At 71.6% G+C, this 26,482-nt stretch carries 29 protein-coding genes; 7 read left to right on the top strand and 22 right to left on the bottom strand.

All coding sequences use genetic code 11. The annotated features are described in order from the left end of the window. Window positions 1-39: 39 nt before the first annotated feature. The 4 genes from trpS to ACFYYB_RS29840 form a co-directional block, all read right to left on the bottom strand. The gene (gene trpS, locus ACFYYB_RS29855) at window positions 40-1,098 is read right to left on the bottom strand and encodes a tryptophan--tRNA ligase (RefSeq protein ID WP_389438959.1); all 1,059 of its coding nucleotides are present in this window, start codon (window positions 1,096-1,098) and stop codon (window positions 40-42) included. After that, window positions 1,095-2,348 carry a PTS transporter subunit EIIC gene (locus ACFYYB_RS29850; RefSeq protein ID WP_389438957.1) on the bottom strand — a complete coding sequence of 418 codons (1,254 nt, stop codon included), beginning with the start codon at window positions 2,346-2,348 and terminating at the stop codon, window positions 1,095-1,097. The genes trpS and ACFYYB_RS29850 overlap by 4 nt, the downstream gene beginning before the upstream one ends. Window positions 2,349-2,534: 186 nt before the next feature. Next, complete coding sequence (locus ACFYYB_RS29845; RefSeq protein WP_389438955.1) at window positions 2,535-3,284, bottom strand: GntR family transcriptional regulator; 750 nt, start codon at window positions 3,282-3,284, stop codon at window positions 2,535-2,537. A 185-nt stretch (window positions 3,285-3,469) separates the two neighbouring features. Continuing rightward, window positions 3,470-4,102 carry a TetR/AcrR family transcriptional regulator gene (locus ACFYYB_RS29840; protein ID WP_389438953.1) on the bottom strand — a complete coding sequence of 211 codons (633 nt, stop codon included), beginning with the start codon at window positions 4,100-4,102 and terminating at the stop codon, window positions 3,470-3,472. Between the two features lie 125 nt (window positions 4,103-4,227). On the opposite strand from ACFYYB_RS29840, the gene ACFYYB_RS29835 reads away from it, so the two are divergent. Further along, window positions 4,228-5,130: an NAD(P)-dependent oxidoreductase gene (locus tag ACFYYB_RS29835; RefSeq protein ID WP_389438951.1), complete on the top strand. Its 903-nt coding sequence runs from the start codon at window positions 4,228-4,230 to the stop codon at window positions 5,128-5,130. Between the two features lie 20 nt (window positions 5,131-5,150). Here ACFYYB_RS29835 and ACFYYB_RS29830 read toward each other — a convergent pair whose 3' ends face one another. The 8 genes from ACFYYB_RS29830 to ACFYYB_RS29795 all read right to left on the bottom strand — a co-directional run bounded on the left by ACFYYB_RS29830 (window position 5,151) and on the right by ACFYYB_RS29795 (window position 12,974). Next, complete coding sequence (locus ACFYYB_RS29830) at window positions 5,151-6,332, bottom strand: serine hydrolase domain-containing protein (RefSeq protein ID WP_389438949.1); 1,182 nt, start codon at window positions 6,330-6,332, stop codon at window positions 5,151-5,153. A gap of 116 nt (window positions 6,333-6,448) precedes the next feature. After that, entirely contained in the window at window positions 6,449-7,192 is a 744-nt protein-coding gene (locus ACFYYB_RS29825; protein ID WP_389438947.1) for a hypothetical protein, read from the bottom strand. Window positions 7,193-7,244: 52 nt separating this feature from the next. Further along, window positions 7,245-8,477: an ABC transporter permease gene (locus ACFYYB_RS29820; RefSeq protein ID WP_389438944.1), complete on the bottom strand. Its 1,233-nt coding sequence runs from the start codon at window positions 8,475-8,477 to the stop codon at window positions 7,245-7,247. Between the two features lie 23 nt (window positions 8,478-8,500). Next, window positions 8,501-9,265 (bottom strand): ABC transporter ATP-binding protein, encoded by a 765-nt coding sequence (locus ACFYYB_RS29815; protein WP_389438942.1) that lies wholly within the window; start codon window positions 9,263-9,265, stop codon window positions 8,501-8,503. Next, entirely contained in the window at window positions 9,262-10,695 is a 1,434-nt protein-coding gene (locus ACFYYB_RS29810) for a peptidoglycan-binding protein (protein ID WP_389438940.1), read from the bottom strand. The genes ACFYYB_RS29815 and ACFYYB_RS29810 overlap by 4 nt, the downstream gene beginning before the upstream one ends. Window positions 10,696-11,229: 534 nt before the next feature. After that, complete coding sequence (locus ACFYYB_RS29805; protein ID WP_389438938.1) at window positions 11,230-12,231, bottom strand: pirin family protein; 1,002 nt, start codon at window positions 12,229-12,231, stop codon at window positions 11,230-11,232. A gap of 120 nt (window positions 12,232-12,351) precedes the next feature. Then, a complete protein-coding gene (locus tag ACFYYB_RS29800) occupies window positions 12,352-12,516 on the bottom strand; it encodes a hypothetical protein (RefSeq protein WP_389438936.1) in 165 nt (54 codons plus the stop codon). Window positions 12,517-12,611: 95 nt separating this feature from the next. Further along, window positions 12,612-12,974, bottom strand: a complete 363-nt coding sequence (locus ACFYYB_RS29795; RefSeq protein ID WP_389438934.1) for a hypothetical protein — start codon at window positions 12,972-12,974, stop codon at window positions 12,612-12,614. 173 nt (window positions 12,975-13,147) lie between these two features. Here ACFYYB_RS29795 and ACFYYB_RS29790 point away from each other — a divergent pair, with 173 nt between their 5' ends. Further along, a complete protein-coding gene (locus ACFYYB_RS29790) occupies window positions 13,148-13,582 on the top strand; it encodes a hypothetical protein (RefSeq protein ID WP_389438932.1) in 435 nt (144 codons plus the stop codon). Window positions 13,583-13,600: 18 nt separating this feature from the next. On the opposite strand, the gene ACFYYB_RS29785 is transcribed toward ACFYYB_RS29790, so the two are convergent. From ACFYYB_RS29785 to ACFYYB_RS29770, 4 genes are read right to left on the bottom strand one after another with little or no spacing between them, the layout of a single operon-like run. After that, a complete protein-coding gene (locus ACFYYB_RS29785; protein WP_389438930.1) occupies window positions 13,601-14,560 on the bottom strand; it encodes a helix-turn-helix domain-containing protein in 960 nt (319 codons plus the stop codon). Between the two features lie 31 nt (window positions 14,561-14,591). Then, the gene (locus ACFYYB_RS29780; RefSeq protein WP_327305567.1) at window positions 14,592-15,056 is read right to left on the bottom strand and encodes an SseB family protein; all 465 of its coding nucleotides are present in this window, start codon (window positions 15,054-15,056) and stop codon (window positions 14,592-14,594) included. Between the two features lie 48 nt (window positions 15,057-15,104). Continuing rightward, window positions 15,105-15,308 carry a DUF397 domain-containing protein gene (locus tag ACFYYB_RS29775; RefSeq protein ID WP_389438928.1) on the bottom strand — a complete coding sequence of 68 codons (204 nt, stop codon included), beginning with the start codon at window positions 15,306-15,308 and terminating at the stop codon, window positions 15,105-15,107. Further along, on the bottom strand, window positions 15,289-16,140 hold the full coding sequence (locus ACFYYB_RS29770; RefSeq protein WP_389438926.1) for a helix-turn-helix domain-containing protein: 852 nt from the start codon (window positions 16,138-16,140) through the stop codon (window positions 15,289-15,291). The genes ACFYYB_RS29775 and ACFYYB_RS29770 overlap by 20 nt, the downstream gene beginning before the upstream one ends. A gap of 114 nt (window positions 16,141-16,254) precedes the next feature. Between ACFYYB_RS29770 and ACFYYB_RS29765 the strand changes: the two genes are divergently transcribed. Next, entirely contained in the window at window positions 16,255-16,461 is a 207-nt protein-coding gene (locus tag ACFYYB_RS29765) for a hypothetical protein (RefSeq protein ID WP_389438924.1), read from the top strand. After that, the gene (locus ACFYYB_RS29760) at window positions 16,458-16,862 is read left to right on the top strand and encodes an ATP-binding protein (RefSeq protein ID WP_389438922.1); all 405 of its coding nucleotides are present in this window, start codon (window positions 16,458-16,460) and stop codon (window positions 16,860-16,862) included. Before ACFYYB_RS29765 ends, ACFYYB_RS29760 begins: the two co-directional genes overlap by 4 nt. On the opposite strand, the gene ACFYYB_RS29755 is transcribed toward ACFYYB_RS29760, so the two are convergent. Together ACFYYB_RS29755 and ACFYYB_RS29750 are read right to left on the bottom strand one after the other, a co-directional pair. Continuing rightward, entirely contained in the window at window positions 16,825-16,968 is a 144-nt protein-coding gene (locus ACFYYB_RS29755; RefSeq protein WP_389438920.1) for a hypothetical protein, read from the bottom strand. The genes ACFYYB_RS29760 and ACFYYB_RS29755 overlap by 38 nt on opposite strands. 84 nt (window positions 16,969-17,052) lie before the next feature. Further along, on the bottom strand, window positions 17,053-17,790 hold the full coding sequence (locus ACFYYB_RS29750; RefSeq protein WP_389438918.1) for a peptidase inhibitor family I36 protein: 738 nt from the start codon (window positions 17,788-17,790) through the stop codon (window positions 17,053-17,055). 312 nt (window positions 17,791-18,102) lie between these two features. Between ACFYYB_RS29750 and ACFYYB_RS29745 the strand changes: the two genes are divergently transcribed. From ACFYYB_RS29745 to ACFYYB_RS29735, 3 genes are all read left to right on the top strand, one after another. After that, window positions 18,103-19,929, top strand: coding sequence for an acyl-CoA dehydrogenase (locus ACFYYB_RS29745; RefSeq protein WP_327309346.1), 1,827 nt, complete (start codon window positions 18,103-18,105; stop codon window positions 19,927-19,929). A 183-nt stretch (window positions 19,930-20,112) separates the two neighbouring features. Continuing rightward, on the top strand, window positions 20,113-20,856 hold the full coding sequence (locus ACFYYB_RS29740) for a hypothetical protein (RefSeq protein ID WP_327305571.1): 744 nt from the start codon (window positions 20,113-20,115) through the stop codon (window positions 20,854-20,856). Window positions 20,857-20,955: 99 nt separating this feature from the next. Next, window positions 20,956-22,254, top strand: a complete 1,299-nt coding sequence (locus ACFYYB_RS29735) for a M18 family aminopeptidase (RefSeq protein WP_389438915.1) — start codon at window positions 20,956-20,958, stop codon at window positions 22,252-22,254. Between the two features lie 70 nt (window positions 22,255-22,324). Here ACFYYB_RS29735 and ACFYYB_RS29730 read toward each other — a convergent pair whose 3' ends face one another. The 4 genes from ACFYYB_RS29730 to ACFYYB_RS29715 all read right to left on the bottom strand — a co-directional run bounded on the left by ACFYYB_RS29730 (window position 22,325) and on the right by ACFYYB_RS29715 (window position 26,477). Further along, a complete protein-coding gene (locus ACFYYB_RS29730; protein WP_389438913.1) occupies window positions 22,325-24,160 on the bottom strand; it encodes an NHL domain-containing thioredoxin family protein in 1,836 nt (611 codons plus the stop codon). 94 nt (window positions 24,161-24,254) lie between these two features. After that, window positions 24,255-25,142 (bottom strand): hypothetical protein, encoded by an 888-nt coding sequence (locus tag ACFYYB_RS29725; RefSeq protein WP_389438911.1) that lies wholly within the window; start codon window positions 25,140-25,142, stop codon window positions 24,255-24,257. Next, window positions 25,139-25,564, bottom strand: coding sequence for a sigma-70 family RNA polymerase sigma factor (locus tag ACFYYB_RS29720; RefSeq protein ID WP_389438908.1), 426 nt, complete (start codon window positions 25,562-25,564; stop codon window positions 25,139-25,141). The genes ACFYYB_RS29725 and ACFYYB_RS29720 overlap by 4 nt, the downstream gene beginning before the upstream one ends. A gap of 109 nt (window positions 25,565-25,673) precedes the next feature. Next, window positions 25,674-26,477, bottom strand: coding sequence for a hypothetical protein (locus tag ACFYYB_RS29715; RefSeq protein ID WP_389438905.1), 804 nt, complete (start codon window positions 26,475-26,477; stop codon window positions 25,674-25,676). Between the last annotated feature and the right edge of the window lie 5 nt (window positions 26,478-26,482).

Below are 26,482 nucleotides of genomic sequence, written 5' to 3'. Positions count from 1 at the left end.
ACAGGTGCCCATCAGACGTTGCCCATCAGACGGCGCCCATTAATACGTGGTCCCCATGGCGGCACGGACCTCGGCCAGGGTGGTTTCGGCGACGGCGTTCGCACGCTCGTTGCCGCGCCGCAGGACCTCGCGCACGTGGCCCCGGTCGGCCGCCAGCTCCGTACGGCGCGCCCGCAGCGGGGCGAGGTGTTCGTTGACGGCCTCGGTGACGACCTTCTTCAGCTGGGCCGCGCCGCCGTCGCCGATCTCCTCCGCGAGCGTCTGCGGGTCGCGGCCCTGGCACAGCGCGGCGAGCAGCACGAGGCTGGAGACCTCGGGGCGGGCCGCCGGGTCGTAGGTGATGCGGCGGACCGCGTCGGTCTTGGCGCCCTTGAGGAGGCGGGCCGTTTCGTCGGCGGTGGCCGACAGGGTGATCGCGTTGCCCCGGGACTTGCTCATCTTGGTGCCGTCCGTGCCGAGCAGCAACGGCGCGGCGGACAGCAGGGCTTCGGGCTCGGGGAAGACCGGCCCGTTCGCCCCGTAGCGCTCGTTGAAGCGGCGGGCGATGGTGCGGGTGACCTCCAGGTGCGGGAGCTGGTCCTGTCCCACGGGCACCACACCGGCCTTGCAGAAGAGGATGTCGGCGGCCTGGTGCACCGGGTAGGTGAACATCAGCCCGCTCACCGAGGCCTGCCGGGAGTGCGCGATCTCGTCCTTGACGGTGGGGTTGCGGCGCAGTTCCGCCACCGACACCAGGGAGAGGAAGGGCAGCAGGAGCTGGTTGAGGGCGGGCAGCGCGCTGTGCGCGAAGACCGTGGAGCGTTCGGGGTCGATGCCGGCGGCCAGGTAGTCGAGGACGAGGTCCTCGACGTGCTCGCCGAGGCGGTCGGCCACGTCCCGGTCCGTGAGCACCTGGTAGTCGGCCACGATCACGAAGGTGTCCACGCCCAGGTCCTGGAGCCGTACCCGGCCCTGCAGGGTCCCGAACCAGTGCCCGAGGTGCAGCCGCCCCGTCGGCCGGTCGCCGGTCAGGACTCGGAAGCTCCCCGGATCGGCGGCGATCCGCTCTTCCAGCTCGGCGCTGCGCCGACGCGCCGTCGACAGGTCGTACGTACTCACGCGCTGCTCCTCGTTTCGTCCTCGGCGGTCTCCTCGTCCCGTTCGCGGCCTGGGGTCTGGAGGTCGAACTTGGTGATGACGAAGCGGAACACCGTGTAGTAGACGGCGGCGAAGCACGCACCGATCGGAAGGATCAGCCACGGTTTGACCGCGAGCTTCCAGTTCAGCAAGTAGTCGATCAGGCCGGCCGAGAAGCCGAATCCATCGTGTACGCCGAGCCCCCAGGTGACGGCCATCGACACACCGGTGAGGACCGCGTGCACCGCGTACAGCGCGGGGGCCAGGAAGAGGAACGTGAACTCGATCGGCTCGGTGACGCCCGTGATGAACGAGGTGAGCGCGAGCGAGACCATCATGCCCATGACGGCCTTGCGGCGGTGGGGCCTGGCGCAGTGGGCTATGGCGATCGCGGCGGCGGGCAGGCCGAACATCATGATCGGGAAGAAGCCGGACATGAACTGGCCCGCGGTGGGGTCGCCCGCGAAGAAGCGCGGGATCTCGCCGTGCACGATCGAGCCGTCGAGCTTGGTGAAGGAACCGACCTGCTGCTGGAAGAACGTGTTGAGGAACTGGTGCATGCCGACGGGTATCAGGCCCCGGTTGAAGACCCCGTAGACCCCGGAGCCCACCGCGCCGAGGCCGATCAGCCACTCGCTGAAGGAACCCAGCGCCTTGCCGACCGGGCCCCAGGCCAGGCCGAAGAGCACGCCGAAGCAGGTGCCGACGAAGGCCATGAGGATCGGCACGAGGCGGCGGCCGTTGAAGAAGCCGAGCCAGTCGACCAGCTTGGTCCGGTGGAAGCGCTGCCAGACGATCGCGCTGACCAGGCCGACGAGAATGCCGCCGAGGACGCCGGGGTCCTGCGGCGTGCCCTTGGGCAGCAGCTCGGTGACGGAGCCGTCGACGGGGAAGGCCGTGAGCACGTTCTTGTAGACGAGGAAGCCGACCAGGGCCGCGAGCGCGGTCGAGCCGTCGGCCTTCTTCGCGTAGCCGATGGCCACACCCACGCAGAACAGCAGCGGGAGGTTGGCGAAGACGCCGTTGCCGGCGGTGGCGAAGACGTCGGCGAGCTTGCCCCAGTGCAGGCCGTCCTTGCCGAAGACGTCGTCCTGGCCGAGCCGCAGCAGGATCGCGGCGGCGGGCAGCACGGCCACCGGCAGCTGCAGACTGCGGCCGACCTTCTGCATGCCCTGCATCAGGCCGGCGCCTCGCTTCTTCGCGGGCGCGGCAGCAGCCGTGGTCGTACTCATCGCCGGTTCCTCCTGAACGCACGGACGGTCCGCCGCTTACACCAGATGCAGACCAGATGATTCAGGTATAGACCACAAAAAGGGGCAGTTGCTTACATTCCACTGATAAAGGGGAAATCGGCGGACGGATTGCCGACCAAGGACCCGGGGCCGCACAGGGCCGAGGGGCCCTTCAGCCGGGGGCCGTCAGCCGAGGGTGAGCCGCACCTCGTAGCGGTCGGCCCGGTACGTCTCGCGGCTGTCGGCGCACGGCAGTCCGGCGGAGTCGAGCGAGAGCCGCCGCGTGTTCAGCACGGGCGAGGGGCCGCTCAGGTCGAGCAGCCGCTTCTGCTCGGCGTCGGCGAGGGCCGCGCGGGCCGTGTACCGGGCGCCGACGGGTACGTGACCGGCGGCGGCCAGCAGGCCGAAGAGGGACGCGGTGGTGAAGTCCGCCCCGGCGACGGCCGGGGCCACGGCGAGCGGGACGAGGTCGTGGGAGACGCACACCGGCAGGCCGTCCAGGAAGCGCACCCGGCGCAGCTCGAACAACTCGGCCCGGGTGGCGACCTGGAACCGCTCGGCCTCCTCGGATGCGGCCGGGCGGGTACGGGCGCTCAGGACGCGGGCGGTCACCGCCCGCCCCAGGCTCCGGTTGAGGTCGGCGAAACCGACCAGGGCCGCGGCGTCCGGGGAGTGGCTGAAGCCCACCCGCCTCACCCGCCAGCCGCGCCGCTCGGAGGATTCGACCAGCCCCTCCTCGCCGAGTTCCTTGAGCGTGCGGCGCAGGGTGGAGCGGCTGATGCCGAGCCGCTCGCACAGGTACCGCTCGGAGGGCAGCCGCTGCTCGGGGGCGAGGGCGCCGGCCGCGATGGCGTGCGCCAGGGCCTGCTTGGCCAGGACGTACGGCGGCTGGGCGCCGTCGGGCACCACGGGGAGGAACTCGGGCTCTGCGGGCATGACTGGCTCCCACTCTGCAGGGACGGGCGGGGCCCGGAGAAGACACCACGCCGGGACCGTGACCGAGACCGGAACCGGGACCGGCTACGGCCCGGGCCGCCGGAACCAGGCCGCGCTCTCTTCACCGCCTTCGGCATTTCCTGCCCGGCGTACGTGCCGCCGGCGCCCGCCGAAGGTCCCGATGATCAGTCCGATCGCCCCTGCGCGGTGCCGGCGGCGGTGGCGTAGGAGGAGACCAGGCGCGACAGGTGGCGGCCCGCCAGGAGGAGGGGGGTGCGGCTGCGGGTGACCTGGGAGGTCATCTCGGCGCCCTCCAGGGTGTTGATCACGGTGACCGCCAGCTCGCGCGCCTCCGTCTCCGGGTGGCCGCAGGCCAGGAGCTTCGCGGCGACGAGCTCCTGCCAGTTCGCGAAGGCCTGCGCGCAGGCCGCCTGGAGTTCCGGCAGCCGGCCGACCGATTCCAGGGCCGTGGGCGTCACCGGGCAGCCGTCGCGCCAGTCGGATGCCTCGAGGGCCTCGGCGAGCAGCTCCGCGACGCCCTCGACGGCGCGCGCCGGGTCCGCGTGGGCGGACAGCCCGAAGCGGAGGCCCTCGGCGAACTCCTCGTCGCCGAAGTGGATCGCGGCGACCGCGAGCTCCTGCTTGCCTCCGGGGAAGAAGTGGTACAGCGAGCCGAGGGTGGCCTCCGCCTCGCGGACCAACTGCTTGATCGGCGTGTTCTCGTACCCGCCGTGCTGGAGGAGGCGCGAGGCCGTGCGGACCAGCCGCTCCCGCGTCCCGGGTCCGTCCGCCGTCGCCTTCACCTCTGCTGCTGCCATGAACGGAACGATACCTCGGGATCTAGATAGAGCGTTCGTTCTAGTGCGTGCTACGTTCGTTCCGAGCGCTGGATAGAGCGTTCGTTCTAGAGAACCGCAGGCATCGACCCGAGGAGAGCTCTGCCATGAACCAGGTCCCGAACCAGGTGCCCACCCAGGTCCCGAACCAGGTCACCGTCGTCGGCCTCGGCCCCATGGGCCGGGCCATGGCCGCCGCCTATCTGGACGCCGGGTACGAGGTCACCGTCTGGAACCGCAGCCCCGGCAAGGACACCGAGCTCGTCGCACGCGGTGCGCGGCGGGCTGCCAGCGCCGCCGAGGCGGTCGCGGCGAGCCCGCTCACCGTGCTCAGCCTCATCGACGTGGAGGCCGCCCACACGGCCCTCGCCGATGCCGACCTCCACGGCCGGGTCCTGGCCAACCTGTCCTCCGACGTCCCCGACAAGGCCCGGGCGGCCGCCCGCTGGGCGCAGGAGCGCGGGGCCTCGTACCTCACGGGCGGGGTGAACGTACCGCCGACCGGCATCGGCCAGGAGGGCTCGTCGATGTTCGTCAGCGGCCCCGAGGAGGTCTACGCCGCCCACCGCGCGGCGCTCGACGTACTCGCCGCCACCGACTACCGGGGCGCCGACGCCGGGTACGCGCAGCTCTACTACCAGCTCAACATGATCATGTTCTGGACCGCGTACACCGGCTGGTACCAGGCACTCGCCGTGGCGCGGGCCAACGGCCTGACGGCCGCGGACATCGTGCCGTACGCCGGGTACACGGCCGACACCATGCGAGGGTTCTACGAGGGCTCCGCGCCCCTGATCGACGCGGAGGCGCACGAGGGCACGTACGCGCGCCTGGCGATGTGCGCGGCGAGCGTCGAGCACATCCTCCACACCGCCGCCGACTCCGGTGTGGACACCGGGATCCTGACCGCGCACGCCGACCTCTATCGCCGCGGAGTCGCCGCGGGCTTCGGCGCCGACAGCAGCTCGCGGCTGATCGGCCTGCTGCAGGAGGCGGCGCCGAGGCGTTGACCGGGTGGGGGACGACGCTTCTACGGGGCGCCGGGTCCCCTGGCGCACAGCGCGTGGTCGATCAGGGCGCTGCCCGCGTTCTCCTGCTCCAGGATGTGCTTCAGGGTGTCGCCGCGGGCCTCGGACATCGAGACCACGGCGCTTCGCCTGCCGTCGTCGGTGACGCCGTTGAGGGTGATGTAGCCGCCGTCCCCGCCCTCATGGCTCCAGTAGGTTCCTCCGCAGCTCAGGGGGCGTTCGACCAGGCCGAGCCCGTATCGGCCGCCGGGCCAGAGCTGTTGGACCTCCGCGCTCACGGGGACGGTCTGCTTCATCTTGGCCAGCTGCCGTGCCGGCAGCAGGCGGCCGTCGAGCAGCGCGCGGAGGAAGAGGTTCTCGTCCCGCGTGGTCGTGACCCACGAAAGGTTCTCGTGGTCCACCGGTATCTGGTCGGTGACGTCCACGCGGGAACCCGGGCCGAAGAGCTGGTAGGCCTGGGCGTGGGGCCGGGGCAGGGTGGGCGAGGTCCCCATCCACCGGGTCTGGTCGAGGCCCAGCGGGCGCAGCACGCGGTTTTCGATCTCTTGATGGGCGGGGTGACCGGTGGCCTTCCGGATGATCATGTCGAGCAGGACATAGCCGGTGTTGGAGTACTTCCATCCCTTGCCGGGCCGGAAGTCCGGCTTGTGCGCCATGGCGAGGTCGACCAGGTGCTCGGTCTCGTAGACGGTGTGGCGCTGCTGGTAGTACTCCTCCGGCGTGGTGTATCCGGGCAGGGCGTCCTTGATGCCGCTGGTGTGCCGGAGGAGTTGGCGGATGGTGATCCGGCTGCCGTCGTTGCCGTTGCGCCGCACCACTCCCGGCAGCCAGTGGTCGACCGTGTCGTGCAGGGACAGCCTGCCCTCGGCCTCCAGTTGGAGGACCACGGTGGCGACCAGCGTCTTGGACGTGCTGGCCATGCGGAAGTAGCCGTCGGAGGGGACCGGGCGGCCGGTGTTCAGGTCGGCGGTGCCGCTGGTGGCGACCGACTCCCTGCCGTCAGGCGCGATGACGCGGGCCTGTACACCGCTGACACCGAGGGCGTGGATCGCCTCGGTGTCCCGGCGTAACTGCTCCGCAGGAGAGGAACCGGCGGGCTGGGCGACGGCGGTGGCCACCTCGGCGACGACCAGCGTGGCGACGACCAGTGCCATGGACAGGTGCTTTCGTAGGGTCCAAGTCATGGCTGGACGCTAGTTCCGCCCCCACCGGGGTGCCATCCGGCGCACCCCAAGATCGCGACGGGGGATAACCCCCCGGCCCGGGCCGAGCGCGGTGTGCCCGCCTTTTGCCCGTTCCCTCAATCCGGAACGGGCGGCCTGAAGGCGGCGGGGACTTCCAGGTCCTCGAGGGGGTGCCAGGTATTGCCGGCCTGGGCCGTGAGCACGATCAGGGCCGCCACGAAGACGAGGGAGGCCAGGACGAAGGAGCCCCCGACGATGTCGGGGTCGGCGGGGGCGATGGCGCGCAGGAGGAAGAAGGTGTGGACGGCGGGGGCCGCCGCGCCGATGCCGTAGGCCCACAGGGCCGCTTGATGGCCGAAGGGGCTCATGTGCAGGCGGGTCGCCGGGGCGAGGGCGAAGAGTTCGTCGAGGTGGGCACGGACGGCGGCCTGGAAGTTCGGATCTCCGCCGTCGACGCGCAGGCGCGTCCCGCCCCCGTCCGACGTGTACCGGCGCAGCGCGTGGACCGCCGCAGCGGTGACGGGGTGGGCCGGCTCGGCCGCCCCCTCCCCCACTGCCGGGGCGTCGTCATCGCCATCGTCATCGCTGTCGTCCTCGCGGAGTCGACCCTCCTCACCCAGCAAGCGCAGCGCCACCGCGGCCGCCCGGTAGGAGTTGCGCGTCAGCCTGTCGGGCTGGAAGTCCCTCGCGCACAACGGCTCGGCAGCGCTGAGCAGTTCCGCGTGGTAGGCGTCGAGTTCCGGCAGGGCCCGCACCTGCCGGACCATCCGGGACTCCACCGACCGGCGCCACAGCCGGATCAGGGCGAGCGCGATGTTCACCGCCGCCAACGAGACCAGACAGGTCGTCAGTAACCCCATGGAGAGGACGATCGGCGACGGGCGCGCGGCCCGCAAGAGCCCGGGGCGGCCCTCAGCGGCGCAGGGCTTCCGCCGGCTGGATGCGCGCGGCGCGCCATGCGGGATAGAGGCCCGCGACGAGGCCGGTCAGCAGGCCGATGGCCGGCGCCGCCGCCGCCGTGGCCGGGTGGACCACCGGGGTCCAGTCACGGAACACCGCGACCGTCACCACGGTCAGCACGCCCAGGGAGGTTCCCACGAGGCCGCCCAGCGCGCCCAACGCCCCCGACTCCGCGAGGAACTGCACGGTGATGTGGCGCCCGCGTGCGCCCAGGGCCCGGCGCAGGCCGATCTCCCCCGTGCGCTCCAGTACGGCGACCAGGGTGGTGTTGGCGATGCCGACGGCGCCGATCACCAGGCAGATGGAGGCCAGCAGGAGGAACAGCCGGTTCAGGTCGTCGCCGACCTGGCCGCGCAGCATCTTGGGATCGGGCGGCGGAACGGCCTTGAAGTACTCGGGATGGTCGGGGCGCAGCGCCGTAGGGGCCTCGTGGCCGATCTGCGCGGCCGCGCCGATCCTGGTCGCGATCAGCATCCTCGCCCCGCCGGAGTCGGGCCCGCCCCAGATCCGCTCCGCCGTGGTGCGGGGTACGACGACCGACGTCAGCAGGTCGGCCTTGCGGTCCGTGTCGGCGACGATGCCGATCACGGTGAAGGGCCGGCCGCCGATGAAGATCGCCGGGTTGGTCTCCAGCGTGGTGATGCCGAGCCGGTCGGCGACCCCCGTGCCGATGACGGCCACCGGCGCCTCGATCGCGGAGGCGTAGGCGTCGTAGAGCCTCCCCTCGGCCAGGCGCGCACCCGCCGCGGCGAGCACCCCGGGCGAGGCGGCCACGACCTCGGTGCCGCCCTGGGTACGGCGGTCCCCGACCACCGCGGAGGTGCTCACGGCCTCCTCCGACGTCAGCCGCACCGGCCAGAACACCCCTGCGTGTTCGACCCCGTTGAGGGCCTCGATCCGAGCGTCGGCGTCCTTCGGGAAGGCGGGCCCGGCGAACTCGTCCCGCTCGTGGGCGATGTCCTCGACGTTCACCTCGGTCGCGCTGAGGGCGTTGAACCGGGTGTCGATCTGCGAAGAGGTGGTGGCGGTCAGCCCGAGGATCGCCACGAACGTGCCCACGCCGAGCACCGTCCCGAGGCCCGTCAGCGCCGAGCGGCCGGGCCGCTGGAGCATCCCGGCGAGGGACTCGGAGAGCACGTCGCGCCAGCCGAACACGGAGGGCCGGATCCCGCTCCTGCGCCGCACGCGCCACACCGGCCACACCGGCCTCACCGCGCCACCTCTGCGGCCGGCACGGCGGACGCGGCCGGGTCCGAGACGCTCAGGACCCCGTCCCGGATCGTCACCGTGCGCTTGGCACGGGCGGCGACGAGCGGATCGTGGGTGATCACCAGGACCGTCATGCCGTCCCCGTGCAGCCTCTCCAACAGGGCGAGCACCGCATCGGCGTTGGCCGTGTCGAGGTTGCCGGTCGGTTCGTCGCACAGCAGCAGGGAGGGCCGGGTCACCAGCGCGCGGGCGATGGCCACCCGCTGCCGTTCCCCGCCGGACAGCCGCGTGGGCAACGAGTCGACGCGGTGGCCGAGCCCCACTTGCTCCAGCGCGTGCCGGGCCCGGGTACGCCGCTCCCGGCGCGGGGTGCCGTCGTAGACCAGGGCGAGCATGACGTTCTCCAACGCGCTGCGCTGGGGCAGCAGATGGAAGGACTGGAACACGAACCCGATGCGCAGACCGCGCAACGCGGTGCGGTCGGCGTCCCGGAGCGTGCCGGTGTCGATGCCGTCCAGGAGGTACGTTCCGCCGGTGGGCGCGTCCAGCAGTCCCACGATGTTGAGGAAGGTGGACTTCCCCGAACCCGACGGACCGACGACGGCGACGAACTCGCCCCGCTCGACGATCAGATCACAGGCCTTGAGGGCCGCCACGGGAGGCGGCCCGGGATAGGTCAGCCCGATCCCGCGGAACTCGATGACCGGCTCGGGCTCGATGACCGGCCCGGAACCGGACTCCGTCACGGTCACGGTCACCGTCACGGGGATGCCTTCTCACGGGCGACTCCGGTGATCACCCGGTCGCCCCCCGCCAGCGCACCGTCCGCCACCGGGGTGACGGCCACGAAGCCGTCCCCGGCCGTGCCGGCCCGTATCTCCACCCGGCGCCGCACCCCGCTCTCCTCCAGCACGGTCACGGTGGTCCGGCCGTCGGCCCCGGAGCTGATCGCGGTGATCGGCACGACGAGCGCCTTGCCCTCCGTCGAGGCCGCGGTGACGGTGACCCGTACGTCCTGGCCGGTCAGTTCCGCCTTCAGGGGCGTGCCGGGGGTGATCTCCACGAGCCACCCGGTCTGCCCCTGGCCACTCGGCGCGGGCGCGTCCGCGCCGGGCTGCGCCGGTCCGGGCGCGGAGCCGGGCTCGGAGCGCTTGTCGGAGACGAGCGTGACCTGACCCGTCGCGGACAGGCCGCTCAACTCGGAGTAGATCTCGGCCGCGCGTCCCGCCTGGATGAGGTCCTTCTGGTACTCGGGGACGTACGCCTGCACCACCAGCGTGCCCGCGGACAGCTTCATCGCGGTGCCGGTCGCCTCCGCGCCCACCTTCGCGACCACCGAGTCCACCCGGGCCGGGAAGCTCTGCAGGAACACCACCTCGGCCGCGGGCAGTTTGGGCCCGGCGGCCGCTTCGGCGGCGGCGAGCTTCTTCTTCGCCTCGGCCAGGTCCTCCTGCGCCCTGCGCACGGCCTTCCCGCCGTCGCCGGCGGCCGGACGTACGGGTTCCACCGCTTCGGTGCTCGGCTTGGCGCTCGGTGTGGCGCCGGGCTTCGCCCCCGGCTTCTCCCCAGGCCTCACCACCGGCTTCGAAGCCTCCGCCTGCGCGCTGCGGGCGTCCTCCAGTGCCCGCTGGGCCGCGGTGACCTGGCTCCGGGCCTCCGCGACCGGGTCGCCCTCGGCGGCGTTCGCGGAGACCGGGCTGTAGCCGACGGCCTTGTAGAAGGAGTTGAGCGCAGCCTTCGTACCAGCCCCGAAACTACCGGCGGCGTCGGGTCCCGACGAGTGACCGAGCACCTTCAACGCCCTCTGCAGCTGGGCGATGTCGTCGCCCGTGGCGCCCGGGCTCAGGTCACGGTAGACGGGCAGGCTGCCCTCCAAGACGAACACGGGCCGCCCGGAGACCTCCATCAGGACCTGCCCGGCCTTCACCGTGTCCCCGGCCCGGACCCGCAGCTTGGTGATCACCGGACGCGCCGCACCCGCCCCGGCGGTCACCTGGGGGATCACCTCGACCGTCTGGCCCGCGACGACCTGGCCCCGGGTGATGACGGACGAGGTGAGCACCCGGTGCTCCACTGTCGCGGTCAGCACATCGGCCCGGGGCGCGGCGGCGTCCGCGGCGACCTGCGCCGGCGACTTCACCAGCAGCGCCGCACCCAGCCCGCCGAGCGTGGCGATCACGGCCCCCACGGCCACGGCGGCCAGCCACTTTCTCCGGCCGGACAGACCGCTCGCCGCATCGACCGTCTCAGCTGTCTCAGCCGTCTCAGCTGTCTCGGTCGTCTCAGCTGTCTCGACCGTCTCAACCGTCTCAACCGTCTCGGTCGCATCAGGTATGTCCGACTGCGGCACCGCCGCGAATCCGGGCACGGCCCGACGAACGAGCATGGAGACTCCGATGAGCGTGAGCGGGATGGACTGCCACGGGCGTCGCTCCGGACCCGCCCGGCGGCTCCGCCGGGGACGGACCGGGGCATGGGCCCACCGGCGCTTTTCCGGGCCGAGCGCCCAAAGAATAAGTCGTAGGGACGGGGACGTCCACCGTCCCACCGGGCATGGACAGGCGACTTCCGGCCGTGCTCCACTTCGGCTGTTTTCCGGTGATCCCGACGATTCCGACGGTCAATTCAGTGCATCGGGGCGGCACGTGAACGCCTGTCAGGCGACACGGCGAAGCCCCGGCCGGTGGCCGGGGCTTCGCCGTGCGGGGTTCGGGTTCGGGTCCGCGGCCTACGACTCGGTGTCGGCCTCACCCGTGCCGCGGTGGCCGAGGCCGGTGCGCTCCGTGGTGGGGATGCGGCCCAGCCGGCCGGCCTGGAAGTCGTCGAACGCCTGCTGCAGCTCGTGCTTGCTGTTCATCACGAACGGCCCGTAGTGCGCCATCGGCTCCCGGATCGGCTGTCCGCCGAGCAGGACGATCTCCAGCGCGGGGGCGTTGGAGTCCTGGCCCTCGTCCGCGCGCAGGGTCAGCGAGCCGCCCTCGCCGAAGACCGCGGTCTGCCCGGTGTGGATGGGCCGCCGGTCCTCGCCGACCGAGCCGCGCCCGGCCAGCACGTACGCCAGGGCGTTGAAGTCCTCGCGCCACGGGAGGGTGATCTGCGCGCCGGGTGCGACCGTCGCGTGGATCATCGTGATCGGGGTGTGGGTGATGCCGGGGCCCTGGTGGCCGTCCAGCTCACCGGCGATGACGCGGAGCAGGGCGCCGCCGTCCGGGGTGGAGAGCAGCTGGACCTGGCCGCCGCCGATGTCCTGGTAGCGCGGGGGCATCATCTTGTCGGAGGCCGGGAGGTTCACCCACAGCTGGAGGCCGTGGAAGAGCCCGCCGGACACCACGAGCGACTCCGGCGGAGCCTCGATGTGGAGCAGGCCGCTGCCGGCCGTCATCCACTGGGTGTCGCCGCCGTTGATGACGCCGCCGCCGCCGTTGCTGTCCTGGTGGACGAAGGTTCCGTCGATCAGGTAGGTGACGGTCTCGAAGCCGCGGTGGGGGTGCCAGGGGGTGCCCTTGGGCTCGCCCGGCGCGTACTCCACCTCGCCCATCTGGTCCATCATGATGAACGGGTCGAGGTACTGGTAGTTGATCCCGGCGAACGCACGGCGCACCGGGAACCCCTCGCCCTCGAAGCCACCCGGGGCGGTCGTGACGGCCAGCACCTTGCGGGCGGTCGTCTCCTGGGCCGGCTCCCCGACGCGCGGGAGCGTCAACGGGTTCTCCACAGTCACTGCAGGCATGGTCGGAACCTCCTTCTGGCGTCGAGTTTAGTTGAAACCCGAACTTTCTGCCACCCGACAGAACAGAAGGAGCCCCGGGGGAATTCCCCCGGGGCCCGTTGCTCAGTGTGCGCCGGTCGCTCAGCCGCTGCAGGACGGAGCGGGGTAGCGGCACAGGCCGGCCGTGGCGGCCTGCGCCGGGGCCGCGGCGAGGACGCCCACGCCCACCGCCAGGGCCACCGTGGCGAGCACCGCACCCGCCTTCGCGCGGAGCGCCTTGCGGGTGGTGGAAGTCGTACGGGTCATTGCTGTCTCCTCAGGTCGAAGTCCGGATCTGGATCGAGCGGGGCCGTGGGGGACCCCCCGTGCGCCCCCCGCAGCACTGGGCCGGGATGCAGGGCCTACGGCTCGAGCGAGACCGAGTTGAACGGGGTCATGTCGACCACGGCCCGGTGGTCCTGATACACCGCGAAGTCACAGTTGGTGCCGTTGTTGTTCCGGCACAGCCAGATCTTCCACCCGTCGGTCTGGTTGTTGTCGACCAGGTGCCTGCCGGAGTAGAAGTAGATCTTGTGGGCGCCGTAGCGGTTCCACATGTTGCGGATCCCGCTGTCCAAGGTGGTGCCCCAGTAGACGCAGGCGAACCCGTTCGGGCATTGGTCCGAGGCCGAGGCCGGCGATGCCGCCAGGACCCCCGTACCCAGCGCCATCACCCCCGCGGTCGCCCATGTGGCGAGCTTCCTGCGTAAGGACGGACGCGACATCACAATCCCCCTGTCAGTCGGAGCGGGATTGCCCCCGCAGCACTGATATTCGGGAGTCGCGGCCGGCGCCGCGATGGTTTCGGTGGTGGCCGAAAGGTCGGACAACCAGGGGCCCGGGACGGGCGTCCTCTTGATCGACACGTACGAACCACCGCACGACAGGAGCCGGATCAGTGACCACCTCGACGAACGAGGCCGACCCGCGGCAGCCCGGCGCGGAGGCGGCCGCCGAGCCCGCGAACCCGCGGGCCGCGCTCGCCGCACTGGGCTGGTCCGGCGCCGTCACGGCCGTGGTCGTGGCCGTCGGGTACGCCACCTACCGATGGCCGGCCACCGGCCTCCCGCTGGAACCGCTCCCCGGCTCGCCGTGGGCCTACCTCGCCACCTGGGGCGCCCTCTGCCTGGCCTTGTGCATGCTGCTGCGCTGGTCGACGGGGTTCGAGGGCGTGGAGGGCGGTTCCCAGGCCATCGGCGCCCTGGCCTTCGGGGGCATCCGGACCTCCCTGGCCCACCGCCCCGACCTCGAGCTCCTGTGGACGTACGGCGGCCTTGCCGTCGCGCTGGCCGCGGGGGCGGCGGCCTTCTGGCGGCTCCGCCACCGCTCCTGAGACACGTCGCCGAAGCGTTCAGCCGCCGCTGTGGAGGAGGTCCACGCCCAGGGCCGTCGCCGAGTGCAGGACCGCCTTGCCGTCGCGGGCCGTGGTGATCAGGCCCGCCGCGCGCAGGGTGCGGGTGTGCTCCGAGACCGACGGGAGGCTGATGTCGAGGTCGCGGGCCAGCTCGGAGGTGGTCCGCTGCTGGATCAGCAGCTGGAGCACCGCCGCCCTGGTCCGCCCCAGCAGCGCGTCCAGCGCGCCGTCCGCCCGGTCCGGGGACACCAGGGGGAGGGGGGTCAGCGCCGGGTAGAGGAGTACGTACGTCCCGTCCGGGTGGTCGTCCAGCAGCGGGCGGCCCGTCCAGAACGGCGAGGGCATCAGGACCAGCCCGCGCCCGCCGAGGCGGACCTCGTAGTCCGGCGGCCGGCCCACCTCGAAGACCAGGCCCGACCAGTCGGCCGCCGGGTGCGTGCTCGCCAGGCAGGCCTTGATCCCGTGCGCGGCCAGCAGCCGGGTCCGCCAGGCCACGTCCGCCTGGAAGGACTGCCGGATGCGCGGCCACTGCGGGGCGATCAGCACGTCGTACGCGGACCGGATCGCGGAGTCGAGCTGCTCCCAGGCCTCCCGGTCCTGTCCCCACAGGGCGCGCAGCCAGGACGGGGACCCGGGCGCGCGGGTGGCGGCGCGGGCCAGCCCCTCGGGCGTGAGGAAGGGGACCCGGTCCCGGATGACGCCGATGCCCTCCTCCAGGCTGCGCGCGTACGGCTCCACGAAGTGGGGGTTGTCGCCGTCGGGGCGGAGGAGGTCGAACAGCGGCCGCACCCGCCCGGGCAGCTCCCGGGCGGCGAGGCTGCGCCAACGGCCGAAAACCGCCTGCTGGTCCGTGCGCTGCGATGCGACGAGCGCGAGGGCCAGCTCCACCAGGGGCAGCGGCTCGCTCGCGAAGGTGACGTTGAGCAGGTCCTCGGCCTCGAAGTGCACGCGCAGCATGGCATCCCCCCGAGCGACACGGCCTTGGCTTTTAGCCGTACATGCGGCGCATGGCGAAGTCGACCATCTGCTCGACGGCCTTCGCGTCGAAGACCATCCGGTGGTCGCCCTCCATGTCGAGGACGAAGCCGTAGCCGGTGGGCAGCAGGTCGATCACCTCGGCGCCGGTGATCACGAAGTACTTCGACTCCTTGCCGGCGTAGCGGCGGAGCTCCTTGAGCGTGGTGAACATCGGGATGACCGGCTGCTGGGTGTTGTGCAGCGCGAGGAAGCCCGGGGTGTCGCCGCGCGGGCAGTAGACCTTCGAGGAGGCGAAGATCTGCTGGAAGTCCTCGGCGGACAGCGACCCGGTCGTGAAGGCGCGCACCGCGTCCGCGAGGGAGGGCGGCGAGGGCTCGGGGTACAGCGGCGGCTGTTGCTGCTGCGCGTAGCCCTGCTGGGGCTGGGCGTAGCCGCCCTGCTGCCCCGCGCTCACGTTCTGGTCATAGCCGTACATGGCCCGAAGCCTACCGAGGCGGGGGCCCGCCGGTGCGTCGAGTTCCGGTCAGTGGGACTTCAGCCCCGTAACGAAGCCCGCCCAAGCGGTGGCCCCGATCATGAGGACGGGCCCGCCCTGCACTTTGGAGTCCCGAACGGGGACGGTTCCGGTGAGCCCGTCGGCGACCTCGACGCACTCGCCGCCGGTGCCGTTGCTGTGGCTGCTCTTGCGCCAGCAGGCGGACGTCAAGTCAATCGCGGTGCTTGCCATTTCTGAAGTCCTCTGCAGCTGCGTCGATCCTCGCCAGGGACGCCTCAGGTGACAGCGCGGCAGCCCTGAGCAGATCGTACGACCTGCGGTAGTCCTTCACGAGGGCCGGAAAGTCGATGAGTTGCCCACTGTGCAGGCTCTCGGTATAGACCACGGGGGGCGCATCCCCGAAGGTCATCAGCCTGGCCATTCCCATCATGAACGGGTGCGCAGCAACGGTTTCCGGAACGATCTGCAGAATGGAACGGGTGGTTCGGACCACGTTCCCGATGTGCTCGAACAGCTCGGCCATCGCCTCCGGGGGCAGCACCGGACGCCGGAGCAGCGACTCATCCAGGATCCCCCAGTACTCCGGGGGGCTCTCCCCGGAGAAAAGACGGGCGCGCGCCATACGCGCGGTCACCTTCTCCTCGATTTCCCCCTCAAGGGCCCGTGGCATCGCGGCCCGCGTGAGCGCCCGTGCGTAAGCGGCTGTCTGCAACAGCCCGGGTACCAGCATCGGCGCCCAGTCCTCGATCGTCTGGGCGTCCGGCTCCATCTCCGCGACGTCCGCGAAGTACTCCGCATGTCCGGACTGCTTCGACTTGCGCGCATCTTCACAGCGCCGCTCGAAAAACCCGTCCGTCCCCAGCTTCACGTCCACGTGGCGGGCCAGATCCGGCGGCATCCGGCGCTCCCCGTGCTCGATCTGGCTCAAGAACGGCACACCCCGGAAGCTGCCCTCCGCCAGCTGTTCCAGCGTGAGCCCGGCAGCCTCGCGTTTGTAGCGCAGCTCGGCCCCGTAGAAGGAGGGGACATTCGCCGAAGCGTCGGGGTCCTTACGAGCGGGCACAACCCACCACCGCCATTTGCCACTTGTCCAGCGGAACTCGAAACCCTTCCAACGCTACGCCCGGGCGCGCCACGCTGTGAGCAGTTCGTCACTCCCAGCTGCGAAGGAATCCGCATGAGCGACCACCCCCACGACCACGAGGCGACCCAGGCCCTGGACAACCTCCGGGCCGCCCTCGCATCGCACGGGATCACCCTCCCCTCCCTCGACCTCCACCTCCTCTCCTACGCCGGGCGGTACACGAGCCCACCCCTGATCACCCTCGGCAACTGCAACCCCGCCACGGCCCAGCGCCTGGCCGAAGCGCTGGCGGGCCGGTGAACGGGGACCTCACGCTCCGGCTGCTCGCCAGCCCCCGCGCCATCCCGCTGGCCCGCCACTTGGTGCGGGAGCACCTGGGGAGCCACGAGCTGGAGCTCTGTGTGAGCGAGCTGCTCACCAACGCCCTCACCCACCTGGGCGAAGGCACGCCCGTCACGCTGCGGGTCACCGGAAGGGCAGCCCGTACACGGGTCGAGCTCACCGACCCCGACCCGCACGCGATCCCCGTGCCCCGCCGGGCATCCGCCGGCGAGGAGTCGGGGCGCGGGCTGACGCTCCTCGACGGGCTGGCGGAGCGCTGGGGCGTCACGCGGAGTGCCGGGGGCAAGACCGTCTGGTGCGAGATGGCCTCCGGGGGCGGTCCTACTGCGAAGCCGTGGCCGAGGGGCGGGGAAGCTTGACGTCGCTCTCGGGCTCGCTGGTCCACGGCTTGTCCAGGACGAGCCATACGACGACGGCTATCAGGACCACGGCCGCCACGGCGGCTGCTTTCAGGGAGGTCGACACGGTGCGGCTCCTTGGGGGAAGAGATACGACTGCGCCCCCGACCGTAGTGGGCGGGGGCGCAACAGGTGCAGGGTTCGGTGAGTACTACATCCAGAGGGCGTCGGCGCGGTCGTTCCACGAGCCGGTGCCTATGCCGGGGTAGTCGTTGTTCGAGAGGTTGCTCAGGCAGCCGCCGAGGCCGGTGATGATCTCCGGGTCGGGCATGTTGTCGCGGTAGTCGACCAGACCCATGCCACCTATCTGGTCGTTGTTGCAGGTGGACGTGGTCTGGTCACGGAAGCCGTACTGGCCGAGGGTCTTGGTTCCGTCCTCGGACCACTGGAGCTTGCGGCCGTCCCAGTCCTTGTGCTCCCAGATGCAGACCCACCCGAAGGAGCAAGTCGGAGTACCCGCTGCGGCGAGGGGGGTCGCCGTGGCGCCTGCGGCGCTCTTGGCGGCCGCCTTGGGGGCGAGCTTGGCGCTGCGGCCCTTGGGGACCGCGGGGAGGACACGCGCGTCCTTCTTGGCGAAGGCGGCGATGTCGGCCTGGGCCTCTTCGTCGGTGTCGAAACAGCGGACGCTCAGGTCGGGGTACTCCGAACAGACCTTCGCGGTGCCCCAGCTCCCGGCGAGGTCGATCTTCTTGCCCTTGTGGAGACCCATGATCTTGCCCTTGCGGGCCTTCGCATCGCGGGCCCGGTCGGGCTGGTCCGCGGGGCCCGTGTTGACCGCACCGCCGGCGGGTGCGGCGGGGGCCGGGGTGGCGGCGGTCGCGTTGACCGTGAGGCCGAAGACGAGGGTCAGGCCCAGCCCGGCGGTGGCGATGGTGCGCTTGATGTTCAAGGTTTGGCAATCCTCCCGTTGTGTTTCCAGCGGGACTGTAGAGGAGGACGAGCTCGCTCCGGCAATGTTTTTTTGGCTGAACTTCCGCGCGCCTGCGCGGAGTTGAACGTTCCGGAGAGGCGAGGCGGCACCCACCCCAGCCGCCACCTCGACTTTCACCCGGACCAGCCCTCCGCCCGGCGTGAGCCGCCGAGAGAGTCGTCACAGTCGGGCCGCCAGGGGTTGCTCTTATTACCGGTGGGTAGCATCATTACGTTACCGATTGGTATGTACGAGGAACCACTCTCACCGAGCCTTAACGGAGCCGTCGCCATGGGGCACTACAAGTCGAATCTCCGCGACATCGAGTTCAACCTCTTCGAGGTACTCGGCCGCGACAACGTGTACGGCACTGGCCCGTTCGGTGAGATGGACACCGAGACCGCCAAGACGATCCTCAGCGAGATCGCCAAGCTCTCCGAGAACGAGCTGGCCGCCTCCTTCGAGGACGCCGACCGCAACCCGCCGGTCTTCGACCCGACGACGAACACCGCGCCCGTCCCGGCGTCCTTCAAGAAGAGCTACAAGGCCTTCATGGACTCCGAGTACTGGCGCCTGGGCCTGCCCGAGGAGATCGGCGGCACCACCTCGCCCCGCTCCCTGATCTGGGCCTTCGCCGAGACGATCCTGGGCGCGAACCCGGCCGTGTGGATGTACTCCTCCGGCCCGGCGTTCGCCGGCGTCCTCTTCGAAGAGGGCAACGAGGTCCAGAAGAAGATCGCCGCGCTCGCGGTCGAGAAGCGCTGGGGCTCCACCATGGTCCTCACCGAGCCGGACGCCGGCTCGGACGTCGGCGCGGGCCGCACGAAGGCGGTCCAGCAGGACGACGGCTCCTGGCACATCGAGGGCGTGAAGCGCTTCATCACCTCGGGCGAGCACGACATGGAGGAGAACATCCTCCACTACGTCCTCGCGCGCCCCGAGGGCCACGGCGCGGGCACGAAGGGCCTGTCGCTCTTCCTCGTCCCGAAGTTCCACTTCGACTGGGAGACCGGCGAGCTGGGCGAGCGCAACGGCGTCTACGCGACGAACGTCGAGCACAAGATGGGCCTCAAGGCCTCCAACACGTGCGAGATGACCTTCGGCGACCAGCACCCCGCCAAGGGCTGGCTGATCGGTGACAAGCACGACGGCATCCGCCAGATGTTCATGATCATCGAGTTCGCCCGGATGATGGTCGGCACGAAGGCCATCGCCACCCTGTCGACGGGCTACCTGAACGCCCTGGAGTACGCCAAGGAGCGCGTGCAGGGTCCCGACCTGGCCAACTTCATGGACAAGACGGCCCCCAAGGTCACCATCACGCACCACCCCGACGTGCGCCGCTCGCTCATGACGCAGAAGGCGTACGCCGAGGGCATGCGCGCCCTGGTGCTGTACACCGCCTCCGTCCAGGACGAGATCCAGGTCAAGCAGGCCGCCGGCGAGGACACCGCGTCCCTGGTGGGCCTCAACGACCTGCTGCTGCCGATCGTGAAGGGCTACGGCTCCGAGAAGTCCTACGAGCAGCTCGCGCAGTCGCTCCAGACCTTCGGCGGCTCGGGCTACCTGCAGGAATACCCGATCGAGCAGTACATCCGCGACGCCAAGATCGACACCCTCTACGAGGGCACCACGGCGATCCAGGGCCAGGACTTCTTCTTCCGGAAGATCGTCCGCGACCAGGGCGCCGCGCTGAACGTCCTCACCGAGACGATCAAGAAGTTCCTGGCCGAGGGCGACGGCGGCGAGGAGCTGGCCCCGGCCCGCGACGCGCTCGCCAAGGCGGCCGTCGACCTCGAGGCCATCGTCGGCCAGATGGTCGTCGACCTCACCGCCACCGGCGAGGACGTCAAGAACATCTACAAGGTCGGCCAGAACACCACCCGCCTGCTGATGGCCTCCGGTGACGTGGTCGTCGGCTACCTGCTCCTCAAGGGCGCGGCCGTGGCCGCCGAGAAGCTGCCGGCCGCCTCCGCCAAGGACGTGCCGTTCTACACCGGCAAGATCGCGGCGGCGAAGTTCTTCGCCGGCGAGGTCCTCCCGGGCGTCGCGGTGGCCCGCGCGCTCGCCGAGGCCGTCGACAACACCCTGATGGAGCTCGACGAGGCCGCCTTCTAGGCCCGTAGCCCCCATCCCACAGCTGTACGCGGTGTACGTACGCGCAGACGGCCGGGTCCTCCGCACGGGGGCCCGGCCGTCGGCGTGCGCGGAGGTCGGCCCGACGCCCCCGCCAGGGGCCCCGTACCGCCTGTGGGCTGCGGGGTTCCCGGGATGTCCGTGGTTCGTGGGACGCTCGTGGGTATGAGTCCACAGGAGCAGCAGCGCGGCAGCAGGGGGTACTCGGTCCCGACCGGGCGCCCCTATGCCCTCAAAGAGCTGCAGTCCGCCGTGGGCAGCCTCGGAGACCACCTGAAGGAGCTCTACGACGGCGCCCACCCCACCGAGTACGAATCGGTGGCCGACGCCCTCTACACCGCCTTCCAGACCGCCGCCGGGCTCGCCCCCGCCAAGAGCTACACCGGCTGCCCGGAGCACCCCAACGGGGCGCTGGACCCCGAGGCGCCCGACGGCTGGGGGCGCTGCCTGATCTGCAACGACCGGCGCCGCCTCGGACTGCGCGCCCAGGGCGCCCGCGCCGCGGCCGCCGCCACCCCGCCCGCCGGGGAGCAGCGGCGGCTCGGCTATCCCGTGCCCGAGCCCCCGTACACGCTCCAGGCCCTCCAGACCCGGCTGAGGACGGTCGAGGAGCGGCGCTTCCACCTGAGCCTGTCCTCGCCCCCCGAGGACTTCGTCGCGATGGCCGACGACCTGCACCGCGCCTTCATCGTGGCGCGCGAACTGTCGCGCCCGCGCAACGCCTCCGGATGCTCCGAGCACCCCGGAGCACCCATCGATCCCGACGCCCCTCCCGGTGAGGCCTGTATCTTCTGCGCCGGACGCAAGAGACGCGCGCAGCGCTCCGCGCAGACCCCGGAGATGCTCCCGCGCATCCGCCGGGGCGAGCGCAGACAGTTGCAGCGCCGCTTCGACCGTCCGCCGGGCTGACCCAGCTCCGGGGCCCGGGCAACACCCCCGCGGCTCCTTCCTCCGGCCATCCGCCGCAGTCCGGCCATGACGAACACGACCGTCGTTAAGGTGACCCACATGAGCTCTCCCGCCGCCGCCCGCTTCGACCGCGGCCACACCGACGACCTGATGACCTTCCTGGCGGCAAGTCCGTCGCAGTATCACGCCGTGGCCAACGCGGCCGAGCGGCTGGAGAAGGCCGGATTCAGGCAGTTGGCCGAGACCGACGCGTGGGACGCGAGCACGGGAGGCAAGTTCGTACTCCGCGGAGGCGCGATCATCGCCTGGTACGTGCCCGAAGGCGCGGCCGCGCACACCCCGTTCCGGATCATCGGCGCGCACACCGACTCCCCCAACCTCCGGGTCAAGCCGCTGCCCGACACCGGCGCCCAGGGCTGGCGGCAGATCGCCGTGGAGATCTACGGCGGCACCCTGCTCAACACCTGGCTCGACCGCGACCTGGGCCTGGCCGGCCGCCTCACCCTGCTCGACGGCACCGAACGGCTCGTCAACATCGACCGTGCGCTGATGCGCGTGCCCCAACTCGCCGTGCACCTGGACCGGTCGGTGAACTCCGACGGCCTCAAGCTGGACAAGCAGCGGCACATGCAGCCGATCTGGGGCCTCGGCGACGTCCACGAGGGCGACCTGATCGCCTTCCTGGAGGACGAGGAAGAGCTGGACCGCGGCTCCGTCGCCGGCTGGGACCTGATGGTCCATTCGATCGAGCCCCCGGCCTACCTCGGCCGCGACCGCGAGCTCCTCGCGGGCCCCCGCATGGACAACCTCCTGTCGGTCCACGCGGCCGTCGCCGCCCTCATCGCCGCCTCCACGGCCGACACGCTCACGCACATCCCCGTCCTGGCCGCCTTCGACCACGAGGAGAACGGCTCGCAGTCGGACACCGGCGCGGACGGGCCCCTGCTGGGCAACGTGCTGGAACGTTCAGTCTTCTCCCGCGGCGGCTCCTACGAGGACCGCGCGCGGGCCTTCGCCGGCGCCATCTGCCTCTCCTCGGACACCGGCCACGCCGTGCACCCCAACTACGCGGAGCGGCACGACCCCACGCACCACCCGCGCGCCAACGGCGGCCCGATCCTGAAGGTCAACGTCAACCAGCGCTACGCCACCGACGGCAGCGGCCGCGCGGTGTTCGTGAGCGCCTGCGAACGCGCCGGCGTCCCGTGGCAGACCTTCGTCTCCAACAACTCGATGCCGTGCGGCACGACGATCGGCCCGATCACCGCGGCCCGCCACGGCATCCAGACGGTCGACATCGGCGTGGCCATCCTCTCGATGCACAGCGCCCGCGAGCTGTGCGGCGCGGACGACCCGTACCTCCTGGCCAACGTGATGCTGGCGTTCCTGGAGAACTGAGCCCGCGTCACCGTAGGTTCCCGACCGTGCCCGCCGGAGATCTCCCCGGCGGGCACGGTCGGTTCCGGGATCAGTCGTCCATGCCCGCCAGCACCAGCGGCAGCCGGGTCGCGCCGCCGGCGGTGATGTTCAGCGGCACGCCCCAGTCCTGCTGGTGGACGTGGCAGGCCGGGTACTCGTTCTCCGGGTCGTCGTCGCAGGAGGCGGCCATCGCGGAGACGTGCAGGACGCCCTCGGTCAGCTCCGGGTTCAGCGCGAGCTCCCGGAACAGGTCGGTCCCGGCGCCGTCGCCCGCCGTCAGCAGCTCGGGCGGCGTCGAGGAGACCAGCAGCCGGGTCGAGGGCCCGTAGCGGGTGTCGAGCTTCTGGCCGCTCGGGGCCTGGAAGACGATGTCGAGCCGGAGCGTGCCGGGGGCCACTTCGGTGGCGGCCCGCCGGGTCCGGTGGGCGACCGCGTCGACCCGTACGGCCTCCTCGGGAAGGCGCAGCCGGGTCAGCCGGTGCCGGGCGGACTCCACGACCACGATGTCGTCCCCGACCAGCACGGCGTCGCTGGGCTCGCGCAGGTCGGTCGCCAGCGTGGTGACCTGCCCGGTGGACGGGTCGAAGCGCCGCAGGGCGTGGTTGTACGTGTCGCACACCGCGACCGACCCGTCGGGCAGCGCGGTGACGCCGAGCGGGTGCTGGAGCAGCGCCTGGGCGGCGTCGCCGTCGCGGTGCCCGAAGTCGAAGAGGCCGGACCCGACGGCGGTGCGGATGGCGTAGCCGCCCTCCTCCGCCTCGACGTACCTCAGTGCGCTGGTCTCGGAGTCGGCGATCCACAGCCGGTCCTCCGTGGCCGCGAGCCCGGACGGCTGCGCGAACCAGGCCTCGGCGGCCGGACCGTCGTGCAGCCCCTCGTTGGTCGTGCCGGCGGCGACGGCCACGGTGTCGCTCTCGGGGTCCCAGGTCCACAGCTGGTGCACGCCCGCCATGGCGATCCACACCCGGCCCTGCCACCAGGCCACGTCCCACGGCGAGGACAGGTCGACCTCCAGGGCCGGCCCCGAGGTCGGGGACCCCTGCCACCACTGCCGCCCGGTCCCGGCGACGGTCTCCACGGCCCCGGTCACGGGGTCGAACCGCCGCAGCGCGTGATTGACGGTGTCGGCGACGACCACGGACCCGTCGGGCAGCAGCGCCAGCCCCTGGGGCTCGCTGAAGGCATCCGGCCCGAAGCCGCGCTCCCCGCCACCCACACGCCGTACGACGCTCTCCCCGTCGGGCTCCAGCTCCACCAGCTGGTGGCGGGTCGTGTCGGAGACGAGCAGGTTCCCGGACGGCAGGACGAGCGCCTTCCCGGGGAACCGCAGGTCCCCCGCCACCGGCTCGGGCGCCACGTACGGCCCGTCCCCGCGCCGCAGCGTCCCCTTGGCCTCGTGCTCGGCCTCCAGCTCCTCCACGAGCTTCGCGATGGCGTGCGCGTGCCCCTCGCCGGCGTGCTGCGCGACGACGTACCCCTCGGGGTCGATCACCACGAGCGTGGGCCAGGCGCGGACGGCGTACTGCTTCCAGGTCGCGAGCTCGGGATCGTCGAGCACGGGGTGGTGCACCCCGTACCGCTCGACGGCGTCGACGACGGCGGAGTGCTCGGCCTCGTGCACGAACTTCGGCGAGTGCACGCCGACGATCACGACGGTGTCGCGGTGCTTCTCCTCCAGCTCGCGCAACTCGTCGAGCACGTGGAGGCAGTTCACGCAGCAGAAGGTCCAGAAATCGAGGATCGTGATCCGTCCTCGCAGGTCGGCGAGGGTCAGATCCTTCCCGCCGGTGTTGAGCCAGCCCCCCTTGCCGATCAGCTCGGGGGCACGGACTCGGGCGCGACGGGGTGCGGGCGCGGGGGTGGGCGCCGGGGCAGCATCGTTCATCCTTCAAGCTTGCCACCCGTCTGTGAACCCGGGACCACGCCCGTACGAAGCGCCTGCTCAGGGCATGCGCGCCACCGTACGGGCGCGGTCCGGGTCAGCCGCCGCAGGATCGGGCGATCTTCTCGTTCCCGTCGATCTCGACCGGGAAGGCGGAGCCGCCGCCGAGGTTCACGGTCCATCCGTGGGTGACGGTGCCGGACGAGGGGTTGTCGGCGAGCCAGAAGGGGGGTGTGGTGAAGGAGCAGGTGCCGGCGGTCGGGCCCTGGGCCTCGGCGGACCGGAGGTGCGGGGTCACGAACTGCTTTCCGAGGGTCTCCAGGGCCGAGGGGTCACCGGACTTGGTGGCCGCCACCAGTCCGCCGTAGAAACCGGACACCGTCGGGTCGCCGCCCTTGCCGTCTCCGGCGTTCCTCGTGCAGGTCACGTCGACCACCTTCCCCGTGGTCACGTCGAAGGTGAGGGAAGGGCTCCGGTCGAGCGGTTCGGTCCCCCGGTACAGCAGGACCTGCCCCGCCACCAGCACGCCGTCGACCGCCTCGCCGCAGGTCACGCCGAGCGAGTCGGTGCCCCAGATCCGCCGGTACGTCGGCTCGTTGGCGAACAGCGCCGCCACCGCGGCCGGATCCACCCGGGCGCGGGTGGCCGGGTTCTGGTAGCGCAGGGCGGTGAGGAACAGGGTGTTGGTCGCCCGGCCCGGGTCGATCGGGGGCTGTTCGACGGGCGGGGAGGGGGCGGGAGGCAGGTCGGGGCTCGGCGCGGTCGCCGCCGGTGCCGGCGTCGAGGTGTGGTCCCGGCCCTCCTGGACGACGAAGCCGGCGCCCAGGGCCACGATCACCGCGGCCGCCGCACCCGCCCGCAGACGGCGCCGGCGCTGCCGTACCCGCCCGATGAGGCCGTCCACGTCGTAGCCGCGGGGCGGTTCCTGGGCCGCACGGTCGAGCATGGCCGCGGCCAGCTCCTCCTCCAGGTCGAAGTCCTTCATGCCGTCCCTTCCGAACCCGCGCGCAGTGCCTGTGTACCGACGGTCGACCGGAGCTTCGACAGGCCCCGGGCCACCTGGGACCGGACCGTGCCGGCCGAGATGTTCATCAAGCGGCCGATCTCCGCGTCGTCGAGGTCCTCGAAGTACCGCAGCACCAGCACGGTGCGCATGCCGACCGGCAGGGACTGCAGTCCGCGCATCAACTCGTCGCGGGCCACGAGCCCTTTGTACGGGTCGACGTGCCCGCCCCCGATGCCGTCGTCCAGGGGCACTTCCGGACGGCCTCGCAGCCCGCGCCAGCGGTCGTTCGCGAGGTTCACCAGGATCCGGCGGGCGTAGGCCTCCGGTGCGTCGGCGGAGCGGACCTTGCGCCAGTGCCGGCACACCTGCTCCAGCGTGGACTGCACCAGGTCGTCGGCCACGTGCCGCTCGCCGGTGATCAGCAGGGCGGTCCGCCCTCGTCAACGCCGGGGCGATCTGGGCCCTGCTCCGCCACGTGGCCCGGCGGGCCGTCGTCGCCGCCGCTCGGGGCTAAGAGGCTCCGAAGCTCCGGAGGGAGGCGACCAGGGCGGTGACGAAGGTGTTCTGGACCTCGGGCGGGAGGAGGTCCAGGGAGAGGTACGGGTTGAGGTCCTCCAGCTCCACCAGGAGGAGGTCGCCCGAGGGGGCGCGGCAGGCGTCCACGCGCTGGATGCCGTGCGTGAGGGTGTTCCACGCGATGAAGGTGCGGGCGAAGGCCAGGTCCGCCGGGGTGGGGTCGTAGGGGACCAGTTCCCAGCGGCGGGCCGGGTCGGGGGCGTAGAGGGCGTACTGGAAGGCGTCGTCGACGAAGTAGAAGGACACCTCGTACGCGAAGTCGATGCGCGGCTGGATCAGGAACTCCCCCGGGGCGCAGTCCGGGTGCGGGGTGAAGGTCAGACCTATCGAGTCCGCGCCCTGCTTCGGCTTCACCGCGTAGGAGGGGGACGGGGGCAGCAGGGCGAGGTCCGCCGGGTCGTCGACCGTGGGGATGACCGGGTGGCCCGAGGCGGTCAGGTCGACCAGGTACTGCTTGCCCGCCATGTCGCCGCGGCCCGTCAGCGGGTTGTAGACCCGGGTGCCGGCGGCGAGGGCGGCCGCGCGGAAGGAGTCGTAGGCCTCCTGGTGGTGCAGGACCGGGCCGCTGTTGCGGACGACCACGGTGTCGAAGGCCGGGAGGAGGGCCTCCGCGTCCAGGGGGTGGCACAGGGCCAGGGGGAAGTGCTCGCGCAGGCGTGCGGTGAGGAAGACGTCCTCGTCGCCGTAGCGGCGGCCGCGCGCCGGGTAGGCCAGGTCGGTCACGTAGAGGAGAGGCATGACCG

This window comes from Streptomyces sp. NPDC002886 (assembly GCF_042888445.1).
Classification (GTDB): Bacteria; Actinomycetota; Actinomycetes; order Streptomycetales; family Streptomycetaceae; genus Streptomyces.
The sequence above is the reverse complement of the archived record's forward strand: the minus strand, read 5'-3'. Positions and strand labels throughout refer to the sequence as shown.